19 protein-coding genes are annotated in these 16,332 nt (G+C 62.5%); 8 read left to right on the forward strand and 11 right to left on the reverse strand.

The features are described from left to right. Positions 1 to 60: 60 nt before the first annotated feature. Positions 61 to 225: a hypothetical protein gene (locus tag P3C39_RS27710; protein ID WP_023706483.1), complete on the reverse strand. Its 165-nt coding sequence runs from the start codon at positions 223 to 225 to the stop codon at positions 61 to 63. Between the two features lie 307 nt (positions 226 to 532). On the opposite strand from P3C39_RS27710, the gene P3C39_RS27715 reads away from it, so the two are divergent. From P3C39_RS27715 to P3C39_RS27725, 3 genes are all read left to right on the forward strand, one after another. Next, complete coding sequence (locus P3C39_RS27715; RefSeq protein WP_013532105.1) at positions 533 to 988, forward strand: hypothetical protein; 456 nt, start codon at positions 533 to 535, stop codon at positions 986 to 988. Positions 989 to 1,102: 114 nt separating this feature from the next. Continuing rightward, complete coding sequence (locus P3C39_RS27720) at positions 1,103 to 2,170, forward strand: aldo/keto reductase (RefSeq protein ID WP_027162642.1); 1,068 nt, start codon at positions 1,103 to 1,105, stop codon at positions 2,168 to 2,170. A gap of 51 nt (positions 2,171 to 2,221) precedes the next feature. After that, positions 2,222 to 3,487 (forward strand): cysteine desulfurase-like protein, encoded by a 1,266-nt coding sequence (locus P3C39_RS27725; RefSeq protein ID WP_275954639.1) that lies wholly within the window; start codon positions 2,222 to 2,224, stop codon positions 3,485 to 3,487. A 15-nt stretch (positions 3,488 to 3,502) separates the two neighbouring features. Here the strand turns inward: P3C39_RS27725 and P3C39_RS27730 are convergent, their stop codons facing one another. The 9 genes from P3C39_RS27730 to P3C39_RS27770 form a co-directional block, all read right to left on the reverse strand. Further along, a complete protein-coding gene (locus P3C39_RS27730) occupies positions 3,503 to 4,531 on the reverse strand; it encodes a histone deacetylase family protein (protein ID WP_275954638.1) in 1,029 nt (342 codons plus the stop codon). Continuing rightward, positions 4,528 to 5,040 (reverse strand): GNAT family N-acetyltransferase, encoded by a 513-nt coding sequence (locus P3C39_RS27735; RefSeq protein ID WP_013532101.1) that lies wholly within the window; start codon positions 5,038 to 5,040, stop codon positions 4,528 to 4,530. Before P3C39_RS27735 ends, P3C39_RS27730 begins: the two co-directional genes overlap by 4 nt. A gap of 25 nt (positions 5,041 to 5,065) precedes the next feature. Then, complete coding sequence (locus tag P3C39_RS27740) at positions 5,066 to 5,995, reverse strand: 3-keto-5-aminohexanoate cleavage protein (protein WP_126069292.1); 930 nt, start codon at positions 5,993 to 5,995, stop codon at positions 5,066 to 5,068. Positions 5,996 to 5,998: 3 nt separating this feature from the next. After that, positions 5,999 to 7,384: an aspartate aminotransferase family protein gene (locus P3C39_RS27745; protein WP_224672931.1), complete on the reverse strand. Its 1,386-nt coding sequence runs from the start codon at positions 7,382 to 7,384 to the stop codon at positions 5,999 to 6,001. Position 7,385: 1 nt separating this feature from the next. Continuing rightward, positions 7,386 to 9,029, reverse strand: a complete 1,644-nt coding sequence (locus tag P3C39_RS27750) for a N,N-dimethylformamidase beta subunit family domain-containing protein (RefSeq protein WP_063170215.1) — start codon at positions 9,027 to 9,029, stop codon at positions 7,386 to 7,388. 8 nt (positions 9,030 to 9,037) lie between these two features. Further along, entirely contained in the window at positions 9,038 to 9,802 is a 765-nt protein-coding gene (locus tag P3C39_RS27755) for an amino acid ABC transporter ATP-binding protein (protein WP_013532097.1), read from the reverse strand. Further along, the gene (locus P3C39_RS27760) at positions 9,799 to 10,458 is read right to left on the reverse strand and encodes an amino acid ABC transporter permease (RefSeq protein ID WP_013532096.1); all 660 of its coding nucleotides are present in this window, start codon (positions 10,456 to 10,458) and stop codon (positions 9,799 to 9,801) included. Before P3C39_RS27760 ends, P3C39_RS27755 begins: the two co-directional genes overlap by 4 nt. 12 nt (positions 10,459 to 10,470) lie before the next feature. Next, positions 10,471 to 11,118 (reverse strand): amino acid ABC transporter permease, encoded by a 648-nt coding sequence (locus P3C39_RS27765; RefSeq protein ID WP_063171988.1) that lies wholly within the window; start codon positions 11,116 to 11,118, stop codon positions 10,471 to 10,473. Positions 11,119 to 11,182: 64 nt separating this feature from the next. Next, the gene (locus P3C39_RS27770; protein ID WP_224619583.1) at positions 11,183 to 11,965 is read right to left on the reverse strand and encodes an ABC transporter substrate-binding protein; all 783 of its coding nucleotides are present in this window, start codon (positions 11,963 to 11,965) and stop codon (positions 11,183 to 11,185) included. A gap of 135 nt (positions 11,966 to 12,100) precedes the next feature. Here P3C39_RS27770 and P3C39_RS27775 point away from each other — a divergent pair, with 135 nt between their 5' ends. After that, entirely contained in the window at positions 12,101 to 13,060 is a 960-nt protein-coding gene (locus tag P3C39_RS27775; protein WP_275954637.1) for a LysR family transcriptional regulator, read from the forward strand. A 15-nt stretch (positions 13,061 to 13,075) separates the two neighbouring features. Here P3C39_RS27775 and P3C39_RS27780 read toward each other — a convergent pair whose 3' ends face one another. Then, positions 13,076 to 13,492, reverse strand: a complete 417-nt coding sequence (locus tag P3C39_RS27780) for an acyl-CoA thioesterase (RefSeq protein ID WP_027162634.1) — start codon at positions 13,490 to 13,492, stop codon at positions 13,076 to 13,078. A 196-nt stretch (positions 13,493 to 13,688) separates the two neighbouring features. Between P3C39_RS27780 and P3C39_RS27785 the strand changes: the two genes are divergently transcribed. The 4 genes from P3C39_RS27785 to P3C39_RS27800 all read left to right on the forward strand — a co-directional run bounded on the left by P3C39_RS27785 (position 13,689) and on the right by P3C39_RS27800 (position 16,205). Then, on the forward strand, positions 13,689 to 13,937 hold the full coding sequence (locus P3C39_RS27785; RefSeq protein WP_013532091.1) for a ParB N-terminal domain-containing protein: 249 nt from the start codon (positions 13,689 to 13,691) through the stop codon (positions 13,935 to 13,937). Between the two features lie 199 nt (positions 13,938 to 14,136). Continuing rightward, positions 14,137 to 14,622 carry an SRPBCC family protein gene (locus P3C39_RS27790; RefSeq protein WP_024504356.1) on the forward strand — a complete coding sequence of 162 codons (486 nt, stop codon included), beginning with the start codon at positions 14,137 to 14,139 and terminating at the stop codon, positions 14,620 to 14,622. Between the two features lie 40 nt (positions 14,623 to 14,662). After that, a complete protein-coding gene (locus P3C39_RS27795) occupies positions 14,663 to 15,619 on the forward strand; it encodes an alpha/beta hydrolase (RefSeq protein WP_275954636.1) in 957 nt (318 codons plus the stop codon). A 187-nt stretch (positions 15,620 to 15,806) separates the two neighbouring features. Then, positions 15,807 to 16,205: a GFA family protein gene (locus P3C39_RS27800; protein ID WP_013532088.1), complete on the forward strand. Its 399-nt coding sequence runs from the start codon at positions 15,807 to 15,809 to the stop codon at positions 16,203 to 16,205. Positions 16,206 to 16,332 lie beyond the last annotated feature (127 nt).

Genomic DNA, 16,332 nt, shown 5'->3' on the forward strand with positions numbered 1-16,332 from the left:
GAATTGAGTTTTTTGGAGGTGTCCCGGACCGATCCGGGACATCCTGAACACCGGATGCTGCTAGCGAACGGACATTTCGCGGGCGATGCGGGGGAAGTCGGCCGGCTTGATCCCGATGTCGGCGCGGTCGGCATTGCTCATCGAATGAAGCAGCGCGAGCGCCGAGCGGTATCTCAGATGTTCCTGCGGCCGAGGCCGGGCGAACATTTCAGTGAAGAAACCCATGATTCAAGCCCCAAATTGGTCCTCCACGGCTGCCAATATAGGTGAATCGTGACAATTGTGCAGTGCAGCATTTGCATACCTGCCATGTCTTGGCGAATTTTTTCGCCATTTTCCGCAACCGGGTGAAACTTTTGCTGACGCGCATCGTAGCCGAATGCTGGCTGCATGGCTGCCACGAGGCGACGGCTAAATTCATTGAGATCGGTGCCATGCATTTTTAACGAGCCGGTTCTATGCTTCGATACCCGAATGGTCGGGCGAGGGGGAGGCTGACATCGCTACTGGCGCCAAGCGGGATTTCGCTTCGTTGCTCGACGACCTCTTCATCGCCCCCGACAAGAATGGCGAGGGCGAAGCGGCCGGCGCTCGTCCATCGATCCCGTTCGACTATCTTTCGGTGGCCGATGAACTCCATTCCGGCCGCATCAAGGTTTCCGCTGCCGAATATCGCGAGGCGGGCGCGGATCTGGCGACCGAATTCGCCGCTTTGCTCGATCATGCCAAGCTCGTTCTCGCCGGCGAAGAGCCAAAGCCCGAGGAAAAACTGCCGCCGATCGATCCCGAAGCCATCGCCGTCGAACTCGGCCTCAATCAGCCCAAGCAGGTCGCCGATTTCGGCCGTATGCGCCGCAGCTTTGCCTTTGCCAACCATCCCGACCGCGTCGCCCCACATTTGCGCCAGCGCGCCATGATCCGCATGCAAGTGGCCAACATGCTGATCGACGAGGCCAAGCGTCGTGCACTGGCCGGTGCTCGCCGCTAACCCGGCTGGTTCACGCAAAAGTCGGCCTGGCGAGGCTTGGAGAGCGGCTCTGCTTTGCCTATAGATGCGGCTCCTCCGCGCAGTCGCGCCAGCCTTCCTCCGGAGCCGAATTCCATGCACAAACGCCGTCTCGGTCGGACCGATCTTCTTGTTACCCAGATCTGCCTGGGCTCCATGACCTGGGGCCAGCAGAACACCGAGGCCGAAGGCCACGCCCAGATGGACCTGGCTTTCTCGCGCGGCGTCAATTTCATCGACACCGCCGAGCTCTATCCGATCCCGCCCAAGGCGGAGACGCAGGGGCGGACCGAAAAGATCATCGGCAGCTGGATGAAGGCCAAGGGCAACCGCGACAAGGTGATCTTGGCCTCGAAGGTCGTCGGCCGCACGGCCAACAGCTGGTTTCGCGGCGACAGGCCGTCGCAACTGGTGCGCGCCGATATCTTTGACGCCATCGACAAGTCGCTGACCAAGCTCGGCACCGACTACATCGACCTCTATCAGATCCACTGGCCGGAGCGGGATATCCCCTGGGGCGCCAACCCGACGCGCGTCGGCGCCGTGTCGCCGCGCGCCGATTCCGTCGGCGCACCGGCCGGCGAAACGCCGATCGCCGAGACGCTTGCCGTGTTTGACGAATTGGTGAAGGCAGGAAAGATCCGGCATTTCGGCCTGTCGAACGAGAGTTCCTGGGGCGTGATGCGGTTCCTTGCCGAAGCCGACAAGGGTATCGGCCCGCGCGTCGCGTCGATCCAGAACGCCTACAATCTCGTCAACCGCACCTTCGAGGTGAATCTCGCCGAGGTCTGCGAGCGCGAGCAGGTGTCGCTGCTGCCCTATTCGCCGCTGGCGCAGGGCTATCTCACCGGCAAGTACGACCACGGCGCGCGGCCTCAGGGCTCGCGCACTCAGCTGTTCAATCGCGGCCAGCGCTACGAGACGCCAGGTGCCGCCGAGGCACAACTCGAATACAATGAGCTGGCGCGCTCCTTTGGCCTGGAGCCGGCACTGTTTGCCAACGCCTTTGTCTCGAGCCGGCCGTTCGTGACCTCGAACATCGTCGGCGCGACGACCGTTGCGCAGCTCGATATGGCGCTGTCTTCCGTCGACGTCGTCTGGACCGACGAAATGCAGAAGGCGGTGGATGCGATCCACCAGCGGGTCGGCAATCCCTGTCCTTGAACGGGGATTACTGGCCGAATATCCAATGATTACAATGGGAGAAGGGCGGCAATGAATTTTCCGATCGAGGCTATCCGGGGGAGATTTCCCGCTCTCTCTCTGACCGACAAGGGCCGCCGCCGCATCTATCTCGACAACCCTGCCGGCACGCAGGTGCCACAGGCAGTGGCGGATGCGGTATCGCGCTGTCTCTTGACCACCAATGCGAACCTTGGCGGCTACTTCGAAACGACGATTGCCGCGCAGGCCGTCGTCGATGAGGCACATGAGGCCATGGCCGATTTCCTCGGCGCCGCAAGCCCTGAGGAAATCGTCATCGGCGCCAACATGACGACGCTGACCTACCACATCTCGCGCACGCTCGGCCGCACGATGCAGCCCGGTGACGAGATCATCCTCACCCGCATGGACCATGAGGGCAACGTCTCGCCCTGGCTGCAACTGGCCGAGGATCACGGCCTCGTCGTGCGCTGGCTGCCGTTCGACGAAACCAGCTGGCAGGTCGAGGAGGCGACGCTGGCTGGCTTGCTTTCGGAGAAGACACGGCTGGTCGCGTTGAACTACGCCAGCAATTTGACCGGTTCGATCAACCGGGTGAAGGCGCTGACTGCGATAGCCAGGAATGCCGGTGCGCTGGTCTATGTCGATGCCGTCCAATTCGCGCCGCACGGCCTGATCGACGTGCAGGAGCTCGGCTGCGATTTTTTGATCTGCTCGGCCTACAAATTCTTCGGACCGCATATGGGCATATTGTGGGGCCGGCGTGATGTCATCGAGAGGCTGGAGCCCTACAAATGCCGCTGCTCTTCCAACGGTCTGCCGGAGCGGTTCGAACTCGGCACGCCGCAGATCGAGCTGATGGCCGGCCTCACCGCCGCGGTCGACTACTTTGCCGACCTTGCCGCGGCGGCGGGCGAGGGCGGTTCAAGAAGGCAGAAGATCGCCAAGGCGTTCGCGGCTTCGATCGCGTACGAAAACCCGTTGGCGCAACAACTGATCGACGGCCTGTCCGATATCGAGGGCTTGACCGTCCACGGCATCACTGACCCGAAGCGGCTCGGCGATCGCGTGCCGACGGTTTCCTTCACGGTCGAGCGCATCGTGCCGGAGACAATCGTGCGGCAGATGAACGCCGAAAATATCTTCCTGTGGTCCGGTCACAACTACGCCTGGGAGATCGTCCACCAGCTCGGCATTCCAGCCGAGCATGGCGTCGTGCGCATCGGCATTGCTCACTACAACACGGCAGCCGAAATCGACGAAACGCTGGAAAGTGTGCATCGGGTCATCGCCATGCTCAGGCAGCAGCGCTCCTGACGCTGGCTTGAGCACTCACCGCATCTTGCCGCCGAAGCCGGTGAGGAACGCGGTGAGATTGTCGCCGAGTTCGTCGCAGAGGTAGCCGCCCTCCTGGACGATGACCGTCGGCAGGTCGAGCTTTGCGATAGCCTCGCCGATGCGCGAGAAGCCAGGCGTCGTCACCGAAAGTCCGCCGAACGGATCGCCCTCGAACGCGTCGAGGCCGAGCGCCACGACCAGCGCGTCCGGCGAAAAGGCACGGATGCGCTGGAAGGCCGTCTCGAGCGCTTCGAGAAACGCCGCGTCCGCGGATTTGCGCGGCAGCGGCAGGTTGAAATTATAGCCGAGGCCGGGCCCTTCGCCGCGCTCGTCGGCATGACCCCAGAAGAACGGATAGAAGCGCACCGGATCGGCGTGCAGCGAGACGGTCAGCACATCCGGCCGTGCATAGAAGATGCCTTGCGTGCCGTTGCCGTGATGCAGGTCGACATCGAGGATCGCCACCCGTGCGGCTTGTTTGCGCAGAACCTGCGCCGCGACGGCCGAATTGTTGATGAAACAGAAGCCGCCGGCGACATCGGCAAAGGCATGGTGGCCGGGAGGGCGGCACAGCGCGTAGGCGGCCGGTGCGCCTGATATCACCGCCTCGGCGGCTTCGACCGCGCTCCAGGCGCTCCACAGCGCGCTCTGCCATGTTTCGCCCGAGATCGGGCAAGCCGTGTCGGCCATGTGATAGCCGGCCTGGCCGACCGCCGAGGCCGGATAGGAGCCATTGCGCGCGATCGGATGGATGTTCGGGATCACTTCGGCCGAAGCGCCCTCGATGCGCTGCCAGCGCGCGTAGATATGCTCGAGGAAATCCAGATATTCCGGCGTGTGCACCGCCGCGGCCGGGCCGAGCCCATGATCCCGAGGTCGCTCGATCGTGCAACCCGCAGATAGTGCGCCGACTAACAATCTCTCGATGCGCTCCGGCTTTTCCGGATTGGGCTGTGCCGCGCCGCTCGAAAGAAAGGCCCTGGGGTCGTGGCGCTTCTGTTCCTCGGCATAGAAGGCTTTCATTCCTGATCCCCGTTTTCCGGCGCGTCGGCGAAAGCAAAGAAGGCCTCGCCGATGATTTTTTGGGTCTGTTCGTAGCTCGACCAGGCGATGCCCAGCCTCTCGTAGAAGGCCTTGGCCCCTTCATTGTCGGTGTCGACGGACAGCCGGAGATAGACGCCGCCTTCCTTCCGGCACTGCGCCGCAACACGCCGCAGCAGCCGCTCGCCGATCTTGCGGCCGCGAAAACGATCCTCGACATAGAGGTCCTGCACATAGACGCCAGGCCGCCCCATCCATGTCGAAAAGATCGGGAAATGCAGGCAAAGGCCGGCAAACTCGCCGCCCACTTCGGCGATCAGGGTGGAGAAAGCGGGCTTTTCACCAAAGCCGTAGGTGCGCAAATCATCTGCTGTCGAAATGATCTCCTCCGGCGCACCGATATGCGTGCCGAGTTTCAGGATCGCGGCGTGGATGGTTTCGACGTCTTCCACTCGGCCGGGGCGGAGGCGGATTTTGGGCGAGGCAATCATTTCAGGTTCATCTCAGATCAGCATCTCAAAACGCCACCCGGTCGCCGCCCTTGAGCGCCAGCATGTCGCGCGCTTCGGTGGGCGTTGCAACCTCCAGCGACAGCCCGTCGAGAATGCCACGGATACGGCGCACCTGATCGGCATTGGATTTCGCCAGCTGGCGGCCGTCATAGAGACTGTCCTCCAGCCCGACACGGACATTGCCGCCCATGGCTGCTGCAATTGAGATCAGCGGCATCTGCTGGCGGCCGGCGGCGAGCACCGAGAACTGGTAGCTGTCGCCGAACAATTTGTCGGCGATCCGCTTCATGTGGACGAGATTGTCCGGGTCGGCGCCGATGCCGCCGAGAATGCCCAGCACGAACTGGATGAACAGCGGGCCAGACACCAGCCCGCGATCGCGGAAATGCGCCAGCGAATAGAGATGGCCGACATCATAGCATTCGAATTCGAAGCGCGTGCCGCAGCCCTTTCCCAGTCTTTCCAGCACCCCTTCCATATCGGCGAAGGTGTTCTTGAAGATCGTGTCCCGCGTCGCTTCCAGCAGCTTGGGTTCCCATTCGTGCTGCCATTCCCTCGGCTTGTCGAGCATCGGGAACAGCGCGAAATTCATCGAACCCATGTTGAGCGAGCACATTTCGGGTTCGGCCCGCAAAGGGGCTGCCAGCCGCTGGTCCAGCGTCATCAGCGACGAGCCGCCGGTGGTGATGTTGATCACTGCATCGGTCGCCTGCTTGATGCGCGGCAGGAACTGCATGTAGACGTCCGGATCGGCGGTCGGGCGGCCATCTCTGGGGTCGCGGGCGTGCAGATGCAGGATCGAGGCGCCGGCTTCCGCCGCCGCGATCGCGTCTGCGGCGATCTGGTCCGGCGTCACCGGCAGATAGGGCGACATGGACGGCGTGTGCACCGAGCCGGTGACGGCGCAGGTGATGATGACTTTTCGCGGTGCCATTTCTTACCCCTGGCCTCCGACCGGCAGGTCGAGCTCGGCGGCCAGAACCTCCAGCGAGTCACCGATGATGGAGATGATCTCGCCGACCTGCTCGGCCGTGACGATCATCGGTGGCGCGACCATGAAATTGTCGCCGTCGACGCCGCCCTTGACCCTGCGGCCATAGATGATCAGCCCGCGTTCATAGGCGAGGTCGAGCAGCCGCTGCGTGGCTTTCTTGTTCTGGTCGATCGGTTTTAGGGTCTCGGGATCGGCGACCATCTGGGCGCCGGTGAGCAGGCCCTTGCCACGCACGTCGGCAAGGAACGGAAACCGCTTCGCCAGGCCTTTAAGCCCGTCCATCAGCACGTCGCCCATGGCTGCCGCATTGGCGATCAGGTCGAGCCGGTCCATTTCGCCGAGCACAGCCAGGCCGGCGGCACAGGCCAGCGGATTGCCGGCATAGGTGTGGCCGTGCTGGAAGCCGCCGGAGGCGAGCAACGGCTGCACCAGCCGCATCGGTGCGGCGAGTGCGCCAAGCGGCGCATATCCGGAGCCCAGCCCCTTCGACAAGGCGACGATGTCTGGCTTGCAGTTCCAGTGATCGCCGCCGAGGAATTTGCCGGTGCGGCCGGCACCGCTCATGACTTCGTCATGGATGAGCAGGATGCCGTAGCGGTCGCAGATCTCGCGGATGCGCGGATAGTAGCTGTCGGGCGCAACCAGGGCTGAGGTCGCAGCGCCGCCGATCGGCTCCATGATGAAGGCAACCACGCTGTCCGGGCCTTCCGCAAGAATCTTCTCCTCCAGCATGTCGGCATAGCGGATGCCGCGCTGCTCAATCGAGAGATTGTCGCGGTCGCGCCAGGCATTCGGCGCCGGCACGGTTGGCATCACCCGCATCATCGGCTCGAACGTTTCGGCCAGCGCATCGTCGCCGGTGATCGAGAGCGAACCCAACGTGCCGCCATGATAGGAGGGGAAACGCGTGATCACCTTCCAGCGGCTGGCCTGGCCGGTGGCGACCGCCCATTGCCGCGCCAGCTTGATGCAGGATTCCGTCGCCTCCGAGCCACCGGAGACGAAGAAGATGCGGTCCATGCCCTCCGGCAGCTTGCCGGCCAACTCCCGCGCCAACTCCTCCGCCGGCTCGTTCTCGAAATGCAGCCGATAGGCGAAGGTGGCGCGGTCCATCTGCCGCTTCATGGCGTCGAGCACATTGCGATTGGAATGGCCGATATTGGCCACCATCGGGCCGCTCGAGCCATCGATGAAGCGGCGGCCGTCCTGCGTCCACATGTAGATGCCTTCGGCGCGGTCGATCAGCGGCCGGCGCAGGCTGGACAGATAGAACAGATGCGAGTCTCGCCGGGCTTCGGTTTCTTGAACGGCGGATTGGACTTTCGACATGTCAGGGCTTTCCGAGGTAACGATCGAGGACATTTTTCGTGACGCGTTCGACCATCGGGTCCTGTCTTAGCAGGCCGGCGACCCATTCGCAGCTTCCGGCATGGAATACCTCGCCCTTGCCGCGCGGGAAATTGACGATCATGCCGTTGCCGCGTTTGACCTTTTCCAGATTGGCGTCGCTCGCCTCGCCAAACAGCGTTTCGGCGGTGAAGCGGCCGTCTTCGTCGGTGAGGAACTGGTCCTCGATCGGGATATCGGCGCTTTCCTCGACCTGGGAGGCCATGCCGACGGCGAGAACCTGCAGGCCATCTGGCGCGCCGCTGGTCGCAGTCGGGTAGGGCAGGCCGCCGCGTATCTCGAAGTCGAGCCCGTCGACCTCATAGCCATAGACATGGCTGTCCGCGCCCAGCAGGTCGCCATAGTAGATGCCGGTGCCGGCGAAGGCCCAATGCTCGGGCCGGTAGACCGGGAAACCACGCACGCCGCGCGGTGCACAGCCGCCCCAGCCGGCATAGACACCGCGCGTCGCGTTGAGCCCGAAGGTCGCCGAACCCGGCCGGCCGATTTCCGGCGCCTCCCAGGAATTGGTGGCACGGGTGACGTCGCCGTCTGGGAGATAGGCCGGATCTTCGGCACGCGAGCGATATTTGTAGCAGACCTGCCGGCGGCCCTCGTCTTCGAACCGCGTCTGCCACATGAAATTGCCGGCAAAGCGCGCCGCATGGCCGCCGCGGGTCACATAGGCGTCGACGGCATCGCGCATTTCCCAGGTCCAGTATTCGTCATGGCCGACGAACACGGCGCAGTCATAGCCGTCGAGAATTTCCGGCGAAAAATGCAGATCATGCTGGCTGGCGAGATCGACTTGATAGCCGGCCCGCTCGGCGAAGCGGAAAAAATGGCTGTCGTAGCTGGCCCAGCCGGACGAAGCGTATTTCTTCGAATGGCCGGTGGCGAGCGCCCACTCCATGTGCGGATAGCGCGGCACGGTCTTCGGCGGCACAGCGACCTCCAGCGGCACACGCGGCGCATCCTTGGGCAGCACGACGAAGCCACGGCACCAGGGGCGCTGCGTCGAGACGATGGGCGAATACTGGTTGCGATCCGGCCCGGTGATGCCCTGATAGTGGTTGGAGCCGCCCCAGGTGTTGTAGGCCAGCCATGTGCCTGTCGCCGCCACCTGGAGCACGCGGCCAGGTTTGCGGCCCGGCTGCGGGCAGACGATGAAAATATGGTGGCATTGGATCGGCTTGCCGTCGAGCCCGTCGGCGGTCAGCGTGACCCGATAGGCGCCGGACGGCCAGCCCGCTCCGACGCGAAATTCGAAGGATGGGTCCCAACCGCAGCCTTCAGCCGAACACTGGTCGGGTGTGTCCTGCCAGCGTGCCGCGATGCCCGATTTCTCGAATACTTTGTTTTCGCTGCCGCCATCTCGGGTGATTGTGATGCCGAACGTCGCAGCTGTCGAACTGACATGCAAAGCCACCGTTTCGCCGGCGCGATAGGAAAACCGGTCGCTGTAGCACCAGATCTCGCCGCGCTCGCCATCCATGCCTGGCCACTCGTAATAGTGGCCGCGCACCGCGTGGCGGCGCTGCTCCGGCGTCAGTCCGAAATCGGGGAATTCCGTGTTTGGGCTGGTCATGGTCATCCTCAGGCGGAAAGATATTTCTTGAGGAAGCTGCGCGTGCGGTCCTTCTGCGGCGCGCGGAACATGTCGCCGGGCGGGCCTTCCTCGACGATCACGCCGCCATCCATGAACAGCACCCTGTCGGCCACTTCGCCGGCAAAGCGCATCTCATGCGTTACGATGAGCATGGTCATGTGTTCGGCGGCAAGCTGTTTCATCACCGCATTGACCTCGTCGACCAGTTCCGGATCGAGCGCCGAGGTGGCTTCGTCGAACAGCATCACCTTGGGCTGCATCGCCAGCGCACGGGCAATGGCCACACGCTGCTTCTGGCCGCCCGAAAGCCGCGAGGGGTAGGCGTCGATCTTGTCGGCGAGCCCGACCTTGGACAAAAGGCTATGCGCCAGCGCATGCGCGTCACTTTTGGTCATGCCTTTTAGGATGATCGGTCCCATGGAAATGTTCTCGATCACAGTCAGATGCGGGAACAGATTGAAGTGCTGAAACACCATGCCCATCTGCTGGCGCACCTTGTTGATGTGCCGCTCGAAGGCATGGCCGTGCAGCTTCTGGTTGACCTGCACGCCGTCGAGCCAGACTTCACCGGAGTCCAGGGATTCCAAATGGTTGATGGAGCGCAGCAGCGTGCTCTTGCCGGAGCCACTCGGGCCGATGATGGCGACGATCTGCCCGCGATCGACCGACAGGCCTATGCCTTTGAGAACCTCGACGGCGCCAAACGATTTGCGCGCGCCGCGAACCTCGACCATTGGCCGCTGCGTGCTCATCGGGAAACCTCCACATGTCTTTCAAACCGACGCAAAGCCGCCTCGAGCACAAGATTGAGAATGTAATAAAGCGCCGCTGCGGTGATGTAGAACTCGAACGGGCGGAACGTTTCGCTGATCGCCAGCTGGGCCGAATGGACCAACTCGGCGATGCCGATGACCGAGACGATCGAGGATTCCTTCAACAGCGCGATCAGATTGCCGCCGATCGGTGGTGCCGTGTTGCGGATGGCTTGCGGTATCACGACATGGCGCAGCGTCTGCCACTTGCCGAAGCCGATGCTGCGCGCACCCTCCGTCTGGCCAACATCGACGGCCACGATGCCGGCGCGGATGATGTCGGCATTGTAGACGGCAAAGTGCAGGCCGAGCCCAACAATGCCGGCGGCAAGGGCAGGAATGTCGATGCCGATCTGCACCAGGCCAAAATAGATCAGGAACAGTTGCAACAGCAGCGGCGTACCCATGAACACCCACATGAGGGCGCGCACGGGATAGGCGACGATCTTCGGAGCGTAGAGCACGATGACCGCGAACAGGATGCCGCCGACGAAGCTGAGTGCGCCCGCCGAGACCGTCAGCACCGCCGTCCACCAGGCACCAATCAACAGAAGGTCCCAGTAGGGCGCGACGACGGTGAAATCCAAACCTTGCATCGTGCTCTCCGGTCAGACGATGGCGAAGCGTTTGTCGAGCAGGTCGACGACCCGCGCAACCGCGTAGACCATGATCATGTAGAGCAGGGCTGCAACGCCGAATATCTCGAACGGCTTGTAGGTGGAGCCGATGAAGCGCTGGGCGGTGTAGGTCAGTTCGACGACTGAAATGGTCGACACAAGTGCTGATCCCTTCAACAAAGCAACCGTATTGACCCCGAGCGGCCGGATCATCAGCCGTGCGGCCTGCGGCAGCACGACCTTGCGCAAGGTCTGGAAACGGCTGAAGCCTATTGTGCGGGCGGCCTCCGTCTGGCCCCTGTCGACCGCGACCAGCGCACCACGGATCGATTCCGCCATATAGGCGCCGATGTTTAGACCGAGGCCGATAACGCCAGCGGCGAACGGCTCCAGATTGATGCCGATCTGCGGGCCGCCGAAGTAGAGCACGAAGAGCTGGATCAGGCACGGCGTGCCGCGAAACAGGCTGACATAGAGCGTGCCGATGGTCCGCAGGATTGCCGATTTCGACATCTTGGCGGCCGCGGCCAATGAAGCAGCCGCGAGGCCCAGGATCAGGGCCAACACCGTGATCTCGATCGTCACCAAGGCGGCCTCCACGAAGAACGGGAAGACGCGCTGCATCAAGGAGAAATCCATGAAAGGGTCCAGCAGGAGTAACGCTCGGCTTCAGGCGGCTTTGGTCGCCTGAAGCCAGGAGAGATCAGCGGATGTCGCTGCCGACCCACTTCATCGAGATCTTTTCGTAGCTGCCGTCCGCCAGCATGTCGTCCAGCGCCTTCTGCATCGCAGCCTTGAGCTCCGGATTGTCCTTGCGGATAGCGATGCCGATGGCAACAGCGCCGCCTTCGATATCGGGCGTGTTGAGCTTGCGAACCTTCTCGCCCGTCTCCTTGACGGCAACCATGACCGGAATGTTGTCGACGACTATCGCGTCGACGCGGCCGGCCCTCAGTTCCAGCAGCAGTTCCGGCAGGCCCTTGTAGGTACGGATATCCCAGCCGCCCTTTTCGCGCGCCCATTTCTCATGCGTCTCGCCCAGCGTCACGCCAATGGTCTTGCCCTTGAGGTCGTCGAGGCTCTGCACTTTCGACTGCTCGCTGACGAAAACGGCGCGGCCGGCGTGGTAGTAAGGCCCGACGAAATCGACCACCTTTTCACGCTCAGGCGTGATCGTCATCGAGCCAACGACGGTGTCGTATTTGTTGGCGAGCAGGCCGGCAATGATGCCGTCCCAGGCCGTGGTGATGATGGTGCCCTTGACACCGATGCGCTCGGCGATGGCCTTGCCGATATCGGCGTCGAAACCGACGACTTCATTCTGGTCGTTGACGAAGTTGAAGGGCGGATACTGACCGCTCATGGAAATCTTCAGCTCGCCCGCCGCCTTGATCTTTTCGAGGTCGTCGGCCCTGGCCGAAACGGCACTGAAGGTCGACGCAAGCAGCAGGGCCGCAACGGCGATGCCGGAAAATACTCTGTTCATCTGATTTCCTCTCCTCTGGATGGCGCGCAAGGTTTGTTCTTGGGAGGCGTGCAGACGCTTTCCTGTCATCAATGATTGCCTTTGCGGCATCATTGCGCAAATAGATAATGGGAATAGAGAGCATAGATATCAGGAATGGCACTTCCACGCCCCGAACGACTGGTCTGGGATCTCGACTGGAACCTTCTGCGGACATTCGTCGTCATCGCGGAGGTGAAGGGCATCACGCGAGCTGCGGAGCGACTGAACCTCAAGCAACCCAGCGTCAGCAATGCTCTGCGGCGGCTGGAGGACCGGGTGGGCCGGCGTCTGGTCGAGCGCGACGCGACGCGCTTCGAACTGACCGAGGTCGGGCGGCTTCTCTACGAGCAGAGCGTCGAGGTGTTCGGCACCATATCGCAGTTGCCGCTGCTGATGCGCGGCATCAGCGACGATGTTACCGGCCATGTGATGATCGCGACGGCAAGCCATGTCGTCTCGCCGCTCTTTGATCAGGCGCTGTCCGAGTTCCACAGCAACTACCCGCACGCCAGCATCACCATTTCAGTCGCAGCAAGCACCGAAGTCGCCAAGCAGGTGAGGGAGCGGCGTGCTTCCTTCGGCATCTGCCTGGTCAGCCAGCGCGATCCGGCGCTGGAATATGCGATGGTCTACCGCGAGTTCTTCGGCTTCTTCTGTGGGCCGCAGCACAGGCTTTACGGGCAAACCGGGCTGACGCTGACCGATCTCCGGGGCGAGCCCTCGGTATCGTTCCAGACCGACCATATCTCGGATGCGTTGCGGCCGGTCGCGCTGTTGCGCAGCGAGGCCCGGCTCAACGCCGATGTCGTCGGCGTGTCCTCGAGCCTGGAAGAGGTGCGGCGCATGATCGTCGCCGGGTTGGGCATTGGGCCGCTGCCGCTGCACGTCGCGCGGCGGGACGTGGCGGATGGAATGCTGTGGCGGCTGCCGCCCTATGACGCGCCGCCGGCCATCGACATCTTCCTGCTGGTCAATCCGGACAAGGTGATGAACCGCGCCGAGAAGGCGCTGCTGTCAGGGCTGCAGATGCTGATTGCCGACACGCCCCTCGAGGACCGCATCTACATAGGCTGACGGGCGGAGACAGGCTTATTCGATCAGGAAGGCCGAAGAGCGGTCGCGCATCGGCTCGTCCAGAGCGACCGAGGCGCGCGCGGCAAGGTCGAAGCGCACGCTTGTCGTCCGGCTCGATGCGCGGACAATGCCGTCGAGCGAGCCCAACATCACCTGTTCGAAGGTGATGGAGGTGCGGCCGATCTTCACGACATGCGAGTGGATGGTGATGAGCGCACCGGCTTTCGTTTCATGCCGATAGTCGATTTCGGTGCGCACGTCGGCCCATCCGATCTGCGACGCCTGGTTGTCGTCCTGTCCGGCGATATGGCCGAGAAGCTGGAAGCTGGCATCATCGAACATCGCCGCGTAGTGACGCACATTCACGTGCCCCATCACGTCGCACATCCAGGGATGAGCGACGCCGACAAAGGTGACGAGAGATTTGCTCATGGGGATTTGCTCCGTGGCCCTCGACGATCGCGCAGACGCAATATCGAAACGCGCGACGACAGGCAAACGATCTGCTGTCCCTGGCATCTTCGAACCGAGAATGGCCTTCGGACTTCGTATTCGTTAGCCGCACCCTTGGCCGCCTCCATCAACGGACTATCTCAGGGTTGGCGGCGTTTCCGCCACGGGGGTCGGCATGCTCAGAGTGCAAAAGGTCAAGGTCGACGAGATCTACGTGCCGACGGCGCGCAAGAAGACGCTGCATCCCGAGACCGTCCGCCATCTCGCCGAGGACATTCTGGAAAACGGCATGAAGACGCCGATCCAGGTCCGCCATGACGGCAAGCGCCACATCCTCGTCGAAGGCCTGCACCGGCTGGAAGCGGCAAAGTGGCTCGGCGAGACCGAGATCGAGGCCTATCTGGTGCAAGCCAAGCGCCACTGAGGCTTTGGCCCATCGATCAGTTTGTCATCCTCGGGTCTCCGCGACGGAGCTGCGTTCCTGCTCCGCCCGTGGATGACGAAGGTGAGTGACGCCTCGGGTCAATCGAAACGGTGTCGCAAAATTTTCGCTGGCCGATGTCGGCTTGCGGTTCATCGGCTCGTCCTTGGGACGGAAGCCAGATCAAACGCAGGACGCCATCATGACCACCAAGCTCGACATCGCCCCCACCAACGACCGCGAACTGGTTCTCGCCCGCATCATCGATGCGCCGCGCGAGAACGTCTATCGCTGCTGGACCGATCCGAAACTGATCACGCGCTGGTTCTCTCCAAAACCGTGGACGACGCCGCGCGCGGAGATGGATGTGCGCGCCGGTGGCTCGAGCCTTGTCGTCATGGCCAGCCCGGACGGCAACGAGTTCCCCAACCCAGGTGTCTTCCTCGAAGTCGTTGCCGGCAGGAAGATCGTCCTCACCGACGCCTACACTGAGGCTTGGCAGCCTTCGGAAAAGCCGTTCATGACCGTCGCGCTGACCTTCGAGGACGAGGGCAACGGCAAGACCCGCTACATCGCTCGGGTCAGGCACTGGAGCGTCGCCGACCGCGAACAGCATGAGAAGATGGGGTTCCACGAGGGCTGGGGACAGTGCGCCGACCAGCTCGAAGAACTCGCCAAAACGCTTTGATCCGCATAACGCCTTGATATCGACAGGAGAGGAGATCGATATGTTCAAAACCCTGTTTTTCGCCATTTTTGCTTCGGCCGCAGCACTGCTTGCCTGCCCGGGCATCACCAATGCAGAGGAGACAAAACCTGCCATGACGACTGAAACGAATGCACTGCCGAAGCCGGAAAAGTCCGGCCTTCTGACGATCAACGGCCTGAACTACTACTATGCGATCTATGGCAAGGGCGAGCCGCTGCTTCTGCTGCATGGTGGTCTTGGCACCACGGACATGTTCGCGCCGATCCTGCCGAAACTTGCCGAAAACCGCACCGTCATCGGCGTCGACCTGCAGGGTCACGGCCGCACCGCGCTGGGTGACCGACCATTCACCGTGGAGGCGATGGGCGACGACATGGCCGCCATCGTCAAGGCGCTCGGTTACAGCCAGGTCGATGTCATGGGCTATTCGCTGGGCGGCGGCGTCGCCTTCCGCATGGCCGTCCAGCATCCCGAAGCGGTGCGCCGCCTCGTCTTGGTATCGACCGGCTACGCCACGGACGGCTTCTATGACGAGATGCGTCCGCAGCAGGCACAGGTGAGCGCAGCCGCGGCTGAGTTCATGAAGGACACGCCGATGTACAAATCCTACGTCGCGGTGGCGCCGCATCCGGAGGAGTTCCCGAAGCTCCTCGATGCGCTGGGCGGCTTCATGCGTCAGCACCGCGATTACTCGGCCGATGTCGCCAAGCTGAAAATGCCGGTCATGCTGGCCTATGGCGACAGCGATATGTACAAGCCCGAGCACGAGATCAAGTTCTACCAGATGCTCGGCGGCGGTCTGAAAGATGCGGGCTGGATGCGCGAGAACCTGTCGCAGAACCGACTGGCGATCCTGCCCAACCGCACCCATTACGACGTCTTCTTCGCCCCGGAGCTGACGGCCGCCGCGCTGCCGTTCCTAAACGGCCAGACCAAGGTCAAGACCTGGGACGAGGTCGTCGGCGAAATGGAGTGAACGCCAAAACCGCCGGCTGTTGGCGGGCAGCCGGCATTCCGTGGCTCCATGACGGCTTTCGGCGTCATGGCTTCATCCCAACTCGCATCAGCACAAGCGATGACATTGCATCAAAGCTTTTCAATTGACCCAATCGGCCCCGCCGATACGTTGCGCGCCTATTCTCTCCCACCAGTGGATCCAGACAATGGCAAGATATGAGGGCGGATGCCTGTGCAAGGCGGTGCGCTACCGCGCGGACGCGGCTCCCATCAACGAACGCGTCTGCCACTGCCGGCTTTGCCAGAAGGCGATCGGCGCCGCCTTCAACGCACGCGTGCTGTTTCGCATCGAGGACGTGACGATCGATGGGCCGCTGGCGACTATAGGCTCTTCACCGGATCTCAAGCGCGGCTTTTGCCCGAGCTGCGGCACAACGCTGTTCTCCCGACGTGATTCCGCAGGCATTATCGGCATCACCACCGGTTCGCTCGACGATCCCACGGTTTTCAAGCCGCAAATGCATATTTTCACGGCCTCGAAGCAGCCTTGGCTGGTGCTTGATGACGGCCTGCCGAAATACGAAGGCGCCCCTCCGCCAGGCTAATTTTTCCCTTCTCCCCTTGTTGTGGAAGAAGGTGGATCGACGCGCAGCGCCAGGGGAAGGGAAGAGCGCAAGCATGGCCAAAATTTAATCCAAATCGACACGAGATAGCCGGCAAAGCGTCATTGGC

Origin of the sequence: Mesorhizobium sp. XAP4 (genome assembly GCF_029269325.1) — a bacterium.
Taxonomy (GTDB): domain Bacteria; phylum Pseudomonadota; class Alphaproteobacteria; order Rhizobiales; family Rhizobiaceae; genus Mesorhizobium; species Mesorhizobium ciceri.